The following is a 10,483-nucleotide window of genomic DNA, read 5'->3' as shown; positions in this document are numbered from 1 at the left end:
AATGATAAACAAGCTAGTATGAACGGTATAATAAGCATCAATATTAGCCCAACACTAATATATCTATTCATCCTATTTCTATCTTTTTTAGGATACTCTTTTATATCTACAATCTCACCTGTAAAAATCTCCATTAAAAACTTAAGTATTATATCTGAAATCCAAAGCTTAAAAACTAAATAAAGAGTTGCTAAAAAAAGAATTCCCGGAAAGATAAAAATCATATTAATTGCAAATATTCCAAGATCTATCCTAAAACTCAAATTATTTGTAGCATGTTCAAAAATCCCCATAGTTTAATAATTCCCCTCAAATTTTATATTTTCACACTTTTCCATGTATCATAAATATCTTTATTATAAAGCTTTTCATTATCTATTATAGGAAGATTCAACACACAATTATTATCTTCATCAATATTTAAGAATCCTCTTTTTAAATCTTCTACTCTTAACTTCATTTTATATATATCATCTTTGAAAAATTCAGGATGCATCAAATAAGATGCCGCCGTAACGTCCCAGTTATAAGTCCCATCTATTCCAAACTTATCTAAATTGTAATCAAACCAATAATCTGTACTGTTTTTTATATATGGTACTATTGGATTTGAGCAATCATTTAACTCTCTTTCATAATCTTCTCTAGTTACAAGAACTTTCAGACAGTTGTTTCCTGTGATTACTGAAACATTTTTACCCTTAGTCAAAACTGTATATGTTGCCATTGGATCACAAGAGAAGTTTAGCTCATCCATTTGTCTTTTGGCAAATATTAAAGGCTCAGTTATCCCTCCCATTAATACTATCTCTTTTACTTTATCAAAAAAAGTATTATCTTTTAAATACGCTCCATAAAGATTAGTTAAAGAACCTGTTGCCAGTATTGATAACTCTCTCTCATATTTATTTGCCATTTCAACTAAATAATCACTTGCTTCATTATCTAAATCCTGTGGATTTTTCCCACCTTCCAGAACTGGTAGTTTTTCTACTTTTAATTCTTTTATCATTTTTAAAGTATTTGGATAAACTACTTCCACCTTGTTATTTCCATAAGTTGTAGTTACTCCTAATAAGTTTACATTTTTATTTCCCAGTAAATATATTAATGTAAGTCCATCATCCACATCACAATCTGGTACCCCATAAGTATTATCACAGTCAAATATTACATTTTTCATTATTTGTCCTCTTTCAATTTTAATATTTATTCAATTCAATTAATTTATATTCAAAATTAAAATCTAACTTTCAAAATAAGTAATCTCTTCTTCTTTTATTATTATTCCAACTTTATTACCTTCTTTAAAGTCGTCCTTATTTAATATATCCGCACTTGTTTTAACTAAAATTTCTTTTTTATCTTTACTTAAAAGAATTTCCACAAAGTCACCTAAGTAATTAATTTCTTTAATTTGAAAATCATTTTTATTATCATCTAAAATAATGCTAGATGGTCTAATCATAGCTTCATAATTCCCATCTTTCTCATCACATTTTAACTCAAAATACTCACATTTAAATATCTTATTCTCAACTTTTCCAGTAAAATAATTATTTTTACCAAAATAGTCAGCTACTTCTTTTGATATAGGTGAAGTATACATATTATATGGCTTATCATATTGAATAATATCTCCGTGCATCATAATAGCAATCCTATCAGAAAGTTGTAATGCTTCATTTTTATCATGTGTAACTAGTATCATAGTCATATGTTTTTCTCTTTGAAGTTTTTTTACTAGCTGTCCCATTTCAATTCTTAATTTTTCATCTAAACCTGAAAATGGCTCATCAAGAAGCAATATATTGGGTTTCGCAGCTAATGCTCTAGCAAGAGCAACCCTTTGCATTTGTCCTCCTGATAGTTCTTTTATTTTTCTATTTTCAAATCCTTCTAATTGAACATCTTTAAGTAGCTTTTTTACTACTTCTTTTTGCTCCTGCTTATTTACCTTGTTTAAATTCATGGCAAATGCAATGTTTTTTTCTACTGATAAGTGAGGAAATAACCTTAAATCTTGAAAAACTATTACTGTTCCTCTTTTCTCAGGAGATATATTTTGAATTTCTTTATTAAATAAAATTACTTTTCCTTCTTGCAAATCATTTAGCCCTGCTATAGCTTTTAGCAAGGTACTTTTTCCACAACCTGAAGGACCTAAAAGAGAAATAAATTCTCCCTTGTTTATATTTAAATTTATATTATGAAGGATCTCATGTCCTCCCATGCTCACTCTTATATTTTCTAATTTTAAACTCATTTATTTCACCTATTTTCTATACTCCATAGAAGTCACTGCTTATATTTTTGTTAATTTTAGAAACTGCCACTTGGAATATACTAAATATTATTATTGTTATCCCTAAAAATACTAAAGAATATGTTGATGCCATGTTTCTATCTCCTCCAGATAAATAAGGAAACATAACTATGGCAAATGTTTTAACTTTTCCGCCTCCTATTAGCAGTGTTAAAAAATACTGACTAAAAGATACTATGTATGACATGCTAAGTGATGATAAAATCACTGGCGACAAAATAGGCAAGGTGGTTTTAGTAAAAGCTTGAAGTGATGTTGCTCCAAGTACCTTAGCTTGTTCTTCTAATTTATTACCTACAGCTATTGTTCCATCCATAAGAAGTCTTGTTGCATAAGGTAGAGAATAAATTAAGTGAACAATAATAACTCCTAGTATACTATTGCTTAGTCCCCACTTTATAAATATTACATGTATTCCCATGGCAAATACTGTTGATGGTATTAAAAATGGCAATAATGTCAAAAAGTAAAGTTGTTTTTTCAATTTAAAATCATAAAAAACAAAAGCTCTAGCAGTCATTAGTCCAATAATTACAGATAGTATTGCAACTATGAAAGAAAGTATTATACTAGACATGAAAAGTTTGCACATTTCATCTTTTCGTGAAAAAATTTCATTTATTGCTCTTAAGGAATATGTCTGAGGTAATAAATCTGGCCAAGCCCATCTTTCTGTAAAACACCATATTATTAAGTTTAATATAGGTAATATTATACATATACTCATTATAATTAATATAATCTTATTAATTTTGTTTTTCTTCACCTTATCACCTACTTTTCTTTCATTGATGGTATGTTACTTTTTATTAAATTATAATAAATAATTGCAGATATTAAAGAAATTATAATTATTATTCCATTTAGGGCCATGGCATATGGCCTGTTCTGTAAATTTGGGTGTATATATTGAATATAAGAAAGAACAGGTAAAGCCTTAGGTAGTGTTGGACCTAATAATTGAGGTATTTCATAAGCTCCCAGAGAAAATACAAATATGATTAGAAATCCACTTAAAATCGTATTTCTACATAAAGGTAGTGTTACTTTTTTAAATGTTTGCCACTTGCTAGCACCTAAGTTTATAGCTGCCTCTCCTAAACTACCATTAATATTTGACATAATAGATAATACAAAATAAATTATAAAAGGTATCTCCTTCCATAAATAAGCTAGCATTATTCCTATCCCATATTTATCATAAATTAAATTAAAAAACTGATCCTGTGAAGAAATAACACCAATAGATGCTAAAGTTCTTGATATAAGTCCACTTTTCGAAAAAATATTTAATATAAAAATAGCCACAACTATATGTGGAACTACGATAGGAATTTCAATTAATTTTTCATAGAACCATTTAGTTTTTTTATTCATTACTATAATCATACAAATTAAGGTTCCAATTACAACGGAAAATATTGATGATGTAAATGCAATATATAAACTAAACATAATTGAAGATTTCATCTGAGGTGATGAAAGTACCTCTGTATAGTATTTTAATGTGGGCTCTCTTAAACCAAAAGTAGGAATCACCCCAAAACTTTGGGTGATTCCATTAATAAGCCCTATTAAAAATATTAATAAAAGTAATATTTGTGGTATTAATAAAATATAAGGCGTATATTTCTTTTTCATTATTTTCCAACAACCTCTTCTAACCATATTTCTTCAATTATTGGAACTAAACCTGCTGGCATTTCAGGAAGTCTTTTTGATAATAGTTCATCTTGAGGTATTGTACCTTTTCCTATATCAACTTTATCAAATTCAGCTTTTTCTTCATCAGTTAACTTAGCATTATCAACTACAGGTATAGTTTTTAACTTTTCAAGTCTAGATGCTTGTACTTCTGCACTTATCATTTCATTTATAGCGACCATTGCTCCAGCTTTATTTCCACTATTTTTAGCTATTGCCATGTAGTTTGTATTTCCTATTGTCCCTTTATCAAATAAGAATGTTTTTGTAGTATCAGTATAACTTCCATTTTCTATTCCTCTTGCAACTGCATAAGCTGTATAAGTCATATTCATTACTACTTCATTATCTTTAAACATATTGTCTAATTGTGTTGAGTCTGCTGGGAATGATTTTCCTTCGTTCCATAAGTACTTATTTAATTCAACTAAATAATCAAGAGCTGGCTGTATAGCTTTTTTAACCGTTTCTTTATCTTCTTTCATATCTTGGAATTGCTCATAACCAACTATATCGTATATTACATTACGAACAAATGCACTTCCTGTAAAATCAGGTAATGCAGGATATGTAACTTTACCTTTATTTGCTTTTGCAAACTCTAATAATTCCTCTGTGCTTGCTGGTGCGTCTTTTGTAACTGAACTGTCATGCATAAATACTAATTGTGCTTTTCCATAAGGTGCTTCGTATCCTTCAGTTGGGAAACCAAAATCATATTTATTTTCATCTGCATCTAAATCAAGATATTTCTCTGCATTTGGAAGTTTATCTAAGAAAGCTCCATAAAGCATATTGTTTTCTTTAGCTGACTTAAAGTTTTCACCATTTATCCATATCATATCTATACTTCCATCTTCTTCACCAGCTTGTATTTCTCCTGATAGCTGGCTAAGAACTTGGTCTATATCCATTGGTACTCTTTCCATTGTTATGTCGTATTTTTCTTTCATTTTTGGTGCAAAGACATCATCTAACCAAGCATTTAGCTCTTCGTCTCCACCCCATCCATAAAATGTAACTGTGCTGCCTTTTGCTTCTTCTAATATCTCTTCCCACTTCATGTTGTCCACATTTGTAGCAGTATTATTACTTTTTCCACACGCTACCATAGATAACATCATCATAACTGTCATTAAAATTGCTATAATTTTTTTCATCTGTCCACTCCTTATTTTTTTGCATAATATATTTTATTTTTTAAATTTAAAACTAGCCCTGTTAAATAAAGACTTCATACCCAAGGGCACTTCTTCTTTTATGCCTAAGATTAAGGGTAATATATGATATGAATTTAAAAAACCTTTTCTTTTAAAGTTTCCCACACAAGAAGCACAATAAGTAAATAGTTTTTCTTCTCCTACTAAAGATACGGATTTTGCAAACTTTGTTGAAATTTCACTTTCTTTTGAGCTGGCACACCCTCCCAGGCCACAGCACTGTGTATCTTTAAATGAGTTTTTTATTTCACCTTCTATAAAAGGTTCTATTGTCTTGAAGAATAATTTATCTTCTCTATCTGGACAAGGATAATAAATTGGAATATTTTCATCTTTTATACCTTGTCCCAAATTAAGTTCTTTTAATTTCTCATAAATAGTTATTATCTTTACATCTAGTTTTTTACCTAAAAAATAATAACAATTTGGACATACTACTATAATTTCCTCAATATTAGCTTCTTTTATTTTATTTTTTAAAGATTGTAAATTCCTATCTGCATCTTCATTTAAACCTAGTTCATATATTGGTTTTTGACAACAATCAAAGATCACACCAATATCATATTTTTTAAGTTTATCTATAAGTTCTTTTCCTGTTTTAGGAAAGAATGACACAAAGTTACATCCTGGAAATAATACAGATTTTTTATTTGAGTTTTTATAATTAGCAAAGATATAAGGATTTTTTTCTTTTAAAAGCATATTATAATCCTTATCTACTATAACATTACTATTTCTTTTGACCTGCTCTTTTCTCATACTTAAGGCAATTTCTTTTCCATCAATATCTTTAGGACAAACTGTTTTGCACTTTCCACAAAGAAAGCAATTATAAGCCAAATCTTCTCTTTTTGAAAATTCTTTTAGATCCATATTATATTTTTTTAAGAAATCACAATTTTTAGTACATAAGTTACAATGAATACAATTTTGTGTCTTATCTTTCATTTCTTAATACCTCTTTATTATTTCCTAGATATTTTTTTTGAATAAATATACCTGCAAAAGTAACAATTACGGCTAGTACTCCTGCTATTATAAAATATTTCCATTTGTTATCACCTGCTGTAAGTCCTGCAGAACCTATCGTAAAAAAGGATACCCCCGGAAACATAAAAACAAACGTATATATTGTATATTTCCAAAATCCCATATCTGTTATTCCATAGGCAAAGTTTTGCAAGTTGTATGGAAATATGGGCACCATTCTAGTAATCATTAAAATTATTAAATCACTTTTGTCATTGTCACTAAACAGAAGTTTTTTCAATGTTTTATTTTTTTCCAACATAGGTTTTATCATATCCTTCAAGAAAAATCTACTCACTATAAATGCCATAGATGCACCTAAAGTTGTAGCAATCAAACATGCAAATACTCCTAGTACTGGTCCAAATAAAATTCCTGCAAAAACTGCAAAAGTAACCCCTGGAATTGCAAGTACAACGCATCCTATTATAGTTAAAATTATATAAATGCTTATGGCAAGTAACATATTATCATTTACCATCTGTTTTACAAAATCTAAATTTTTAGTATCACTTATATAAGCAGACCATCCATAATGATTATTCAAAATAATTATGACTAAAATTATAGTTCCAAAAATACTTGCTTTTAAAATATTATTTTTCTTCATATTTTCTTCCTTACTGTAATCACAAAATAATATCTCAAGGTGAATTTTAAAATCTCCTTGAGATATTAGTAATTTCTATTTATTTTAATTAAATTTCTTCTTTTTTTGTTTATCACTATAAATTTGCTTCATTAAAAATATTAATGTTGTTAATGCAAATAAAATTAATAATCCTGTTACAAGTAATTTAGCTCCACCAGTTAGCATTCCTCCCACATAAGAGTATACTATTGTTGCTGGTAGCTGGCCAAGTCCAGTTGCTATAAAGAATCCCATAAATCCCATACCTGTAAGTCCTGCTGCATAACTTACAATATCAAAAGACATAAATGGTAAAAGTCTCGCTATTAATATACTTTGCTTACCATATCTAGTTAAAAATTCATCAACTTGCTCTATACCTTTTTTACTTGTTAATTTTACAGCCATATCACGACCTAAAATTCTGGCAATAAAGAAACAAACTGCCGCTCCTGCCATGGCACTTGTCCATGATAATATTGCACCTTGCCACCACCCAAATAAATTTGCATTGGCAAAAGTAATAAGAAAAGCAGGAAGTGGTGCTGCTATAGATTGTAATATCATTAACATAAAAGATATTACCATAGCATAAGGCCCGTAAGATTTAATAAATTCACCAACTACTGTAAAATCGCCACTTTTAAACATCATAACAATATTATCAAAAGTTGTTTTAACACTTGGAATTACAAAATAACTTCCTATACTAATTATTATTAAAATTATAATTGCTAACTTCCCATATATATTACTCTTTTTCCTTTTTACTTCTTCCATGAATATTATTCTCCCTAAATTATATATGATTTGGTAAATTTATTTTATCATGGCTATATTTTTTATTCTAATAGTATTTTTCTATATAAGTCGACTTATATAGATTTTTTCTATAAGTGCAGTTATATATTATTTTTAAAATATCTATTTTCTGCCATACCCAAGAATTCATTTGATAAATAATCTTCCAACTTCTTAGCTGTAAACTCATTTCTTATTAATTTATTTGGATCTTTGTATTGTACCCAAGCCATAGCACACCAAGTAATACCTCTCAAACAAGTTATCGGTAGATATAATTTTAATCTTTCTTCTATATCACTTGTATCAAATCTATTACCTACAACCTTTATATATTCTTTAGTGAATTTTTCTATTTCTTCCTGTGATAAAATAACATCTGTTTTCCAAAATGTTGTTGTTGGTGCAAGAAAGTGACCCAAATCTTGAGCCGGTTCTCCTAGTATTGGCTTTTCCCAATCTATTATATAGTTATTTTTATTTTCACCATTTATTAAGAAGTTGCTTGAATTTAATTCTGTATTGATGATGCATCTTCTTCCTTTATATTCACCTGTATTTTTTATCATTTCTTCCCCTAGTTTGAGCATTCTCTTTATTTGATTTTTCTTTTCTTCATCTCCTAGAGGGCTATCATAATAAGTTTGTACCATAGTTTTACACTCATCGATTATTGCTTGTAATGGATTTTTAGGACACAATAAATGTGTATTTTTTTCTAAAGCTACACTATGAATATCAGCTAAACAGTTGGCTGCTATATATAAATCTTTTTTATAATCTAAATCTACACCTGGTAAGAAGTTCATAACTAAAACTCCATAGTCAATATGTTTCTTACTTCCATCTACATATAAAGGTATTGGTGTTCTTTTACTTTCTTTTAATTGTAATAATGATTTATACTCATATTCAATTTGATCACTTAAATCCATTTGACTTTCTGTATTCACCCTAAGAATTAATTTTTCTTTTGTTATTGGATGAGTAAATAAATAGTTTATATTATACTCCCCTTGTGCCAATAACTGAAAATCAACTTTACTATCTTTAGGAATTTTTAATCCTTCCAAGAATTCTTCTCTTTTTACATATTCTTCTAAACCGTTAATCGTAAACATTCTCCGTCATACTCCTCAATAATATTAATAATGAATTTTGATGTGTACATATTTTTACTTACATTTTCTTTTTTTATTTCATTATAAAAATAAAATAAATCTTCTTTCTCATCTATATCAACATTTCTATTAGTTAATCCATAAGTTAAATTTGAACCTTTTATAGAAGTTATTGTATTATCTAGTACATTTCCATGACCATATTCCACATTTTCAAATACTGCTTTAGTTGGTCTTTTCATTCCTACTAAATAATATCCCTTATCTACTGTTGGACCTAGTACAATATCCTTTTTTCTCAAAACTTTAAATGCTTTTCTTAAGTCTTCTTCTTTTAAAAAAGGTATATCTGTTCCTATTAAAATACACGCGTTATACTTTTTGCCTAATACATATTCTATAGCATTATACATCTTTTCCCCTAAATCGTTTCCTTCTTGTATTTTATACTTGAATTTATCACCAAAAATACCTTTTAGCACATTATCCTTGTCTGCAGGTGTATAAAATATAAAAATATCTCTTTTTAATTTTTCACAAATATGTTTAATATCTTTTAAAAAGTTTTTATGAATCTCAGCACATTGATTTTTTGTAAGGAAACTTTGAAGTCTTGTCTTTGTTTGCCCTGGTATGGGAACTCTTGTAAAAATAATAATTGCCTCTCTCATCTAATCACCTAATATCTCTATATTCTTTGTTAATTTCATTTATATCTCTTCCACATAAATATTGAAGTTGTAATTTTTGCATTTGGATCATTGTCTTAAAAATACCTTTGTCTAAAAACCTTCTAGCTGAAGTTATTATATAGCTATCTATTTGTTTAAAGTAATATTTATTTCTTTTTAGCATTAATGAAAACTCTAAGTCTTCCATTATTGGTAAATTAGGCATTCCACCCATATCTTCAAATAGTTCTTTTGTTATAAATATACCCTGATCTCCAAAGGCTATTTTTCTTAGTTTAACTCTTAGATTAGACATATAACCACAAACTTTCATCCATATTATTTCGTTATCAAATTTTAATTTTAAACAGCCAACTTTACAGCCTTTATTTATTTCTTCTTGAATTTTTAAAATTACATCATCTTCTATTATACTGTCACAATGAAGAAAAAATAGTACATCACCTTTTGATATTTTACTTCCATAGTTCATCTGATTTGCTCTTCCCTTTGGGCAATTGATTACAGTAAAGCTAGTATCTATTAAGTCTACAGTTCTATCACTGCTTCCTCCATCACAAAATATTACTTCAAAATTTCCTTTTAATTTAGATAAATTATCTTGAATTTTTCTAATATTTTTCTCTTCATTATAAATTGGAATTATTATTGAAATCATACTTTCACCCTTGTTGTTTTATTTTTCTCAATTGTAACAATAAAAAAAAATCTCGTCAAATAAAGAAAAATCTCATTGATAATATATCAATGAGATTTTTAAGTGACCCATCTGGGACTCGAACCCAGGACCCCCTGATTAAGAGTCAGGTGCTCTACCAACTAAGCTAATGAGCCATAACTATTTAATTACATTATTAATTATAGTTAACTATCAAACAAAAATCCATAATTTTTAAATCATTTCCTATTGAAAATTTCTATAGATATCACCTATTAATAGTATATTTTTACATATT

12 protein-coding genes and 1 tRNA gene are annotated in these 10,483 nt (G+C 28.0%); all 13 read right to left on the bottom strand.

Going from position 1 to position 10,483, the window contains the following annotated elements:
* Positions 1–293: hypothetical protein (locus tag NSA58_RS10180; RefSeq protein ID WP_257560428.1), on the bottom strand; the 293-nt coding region annotated here is incomplete at its 3' end.
* A 23-nt stretch (positions 294–316) separates the two neighbouring features.
* The gene (locus NSA58_RS10175; RefSeq protein ID WP_074080173.1) at positions 317–1,183 is read right to left on the bottom strand and encodes a nucleoside hydrolase; all 867 of its coding nucleotides are present in this window, start codon (positions 1,181–1,183) and stop codon (positions 317–319) included.
* A 63-nt stretch (positions 1,184–1,246) separates the two neighbouring features.
* Entirely contained in the window at positions 1,247–2,266 is a 1,020-nt protein-coding gene (locus NSA58_RS10170) for an ABC transporter ATP-binding protein (RefSeq protein ID WP_039679932.1), read from the bottom strand.
* Between the two features lie 16 nt (positions 2,267–2,282).
* Complete coding sequence (locus NSA58_RS10165) at positions 2,283–3,092, bottom strand: ABC transporter permease (RefSeq protein ID WP_330376069.1); 810 nt, start codon at positions 3,090–3,092, stop codon at positions 2,283–2,285.
* Positions 3,093–3,100: 8 nt separating this feature from the next.
* A complete protein-coding gene (locus tag NSA58_RS10160; RefSeq protein ID WP_039679934.1) occupies positions 3,101–3,967 on the bottom strand; it encodes an ABC transporter permease in 867 nt (288 codons plus the stop codon).
* Positions 3,967–5,190 carry an ABC transporter substrate-binding protein gene (locus NSA58_RS10155; protein WP_074080175.1) on the bottom strand — a complete coding sequence of 408 codons (1,224 nt, stop codon included), beginning with the start codon at positions 5,188–5,190 and terminating at the stop codon, positions 3,967–3,969. The genes NSA58_RS10160 and NSA58_RS10155 overlap by 1 nt, the downstream gene beginning before the upstream one ends.
* A 33-nt stretch (positions 5,191–5,223) precedes the next feature.
* Positions 5,224–6,201, bottom strand: coding sequence for a (Fe-S)-binding protein (locus NSA58_RS10150; protein ID WP_039679936.1), 978 nt, complete (start codon positions 6,199–6,201; stop codon positions 5,224–5,226).
* Complete coding sequence (locus NSA58_RS10145; protein ID WP_039679937.1) at positions 6,191–6,892, bottom strand: TVP38/TMEM64 family protein; 702 nt, start codon at positions 6,890–6,892, stop codon at positions 6,191–6,193. Before NSA58_RS10145 ends, NSA58_RS10150 begins: the two co-directional genes overlap by 11 nt.
* A gap of 84 nt (positions 6,893–6,976) precedes the next feature.
* Positions 6,977–7,693: a TVP38/TMEM64 family protein gene (locus NSA58_RS10140; protein WP_039679938.1), complete on the bottom strand. Its 717-nt coding sequence runs from the start codon at positions 7,691–7,693 to the stop codon at positions 6,977–6,979.
* A gap of 122 nt (positions 7,694–7,815) precedes the next feature.
* The gene (locus NSA58_RS10135) at positions 7,816–8,835 is read right to left on the bottom strand and encodes a phosphotransferase (RefSeq protein WP_039679939.1); all 1,020 of its coding nucleotides are present in this window, start codon (positions 8,833–8,835) and stop codon (positions 7,816–7,818) included.
* On the bottom strand, positions 8,814–9,506 hold the full coding sequence (locus NSA58_RS10130) for a TIGR04282 family arsenosugar biosynthesis glycosyltransferase (protein ID WP_052233005.1): 693 nt from the start codon (positions 9,504–9,506) through the stop codon (positions 8,814–8,816). The genes NSA58_RS10135 and NSA58_RS10130 overlap by 22 nt, the downstream gene beginning before the upstream one ends.
* Before the next feature lie 4 nt (positions 9,507–9,510).
* Positions 9,511–10,185, bottom strand: coding sequence for a TIGR04283 family arsenosugar biosynthesis glycosyltransferase (locus NSA58_RS10125; RefSeq protein WP_074080178.1), 675 nt, complete (start codon positions 10,183–10,185; stop codon positions 9,511–9,513).
* Between the two features lie 103 nt (positions 10,186–10,288).
* A tRNA-Lys gene (locus NSA58_RS10120) sits at positions 10,289–10,361 on the bottom strand.
* Positions 10,362–10,483 lie beyond the last annotated feature (122 nt).

Origin of the sequence: Terrisporobacter muris (genome assembly GCF_024621905.1) — a bacterium.
In the GTDB taxonomy this organism is placed as follows: Bacteria; Bacillota; Clostridia; order Peptostreptococcales; family Peptostreptococcaceae; genus Terrisporobacter; species Terrisporobacter muris.
The sequence above is the reverse complement of the archived record's forward strand: the minus strand, read 5'-3'. Positions and strand labels throughout refer to the sequence as shown.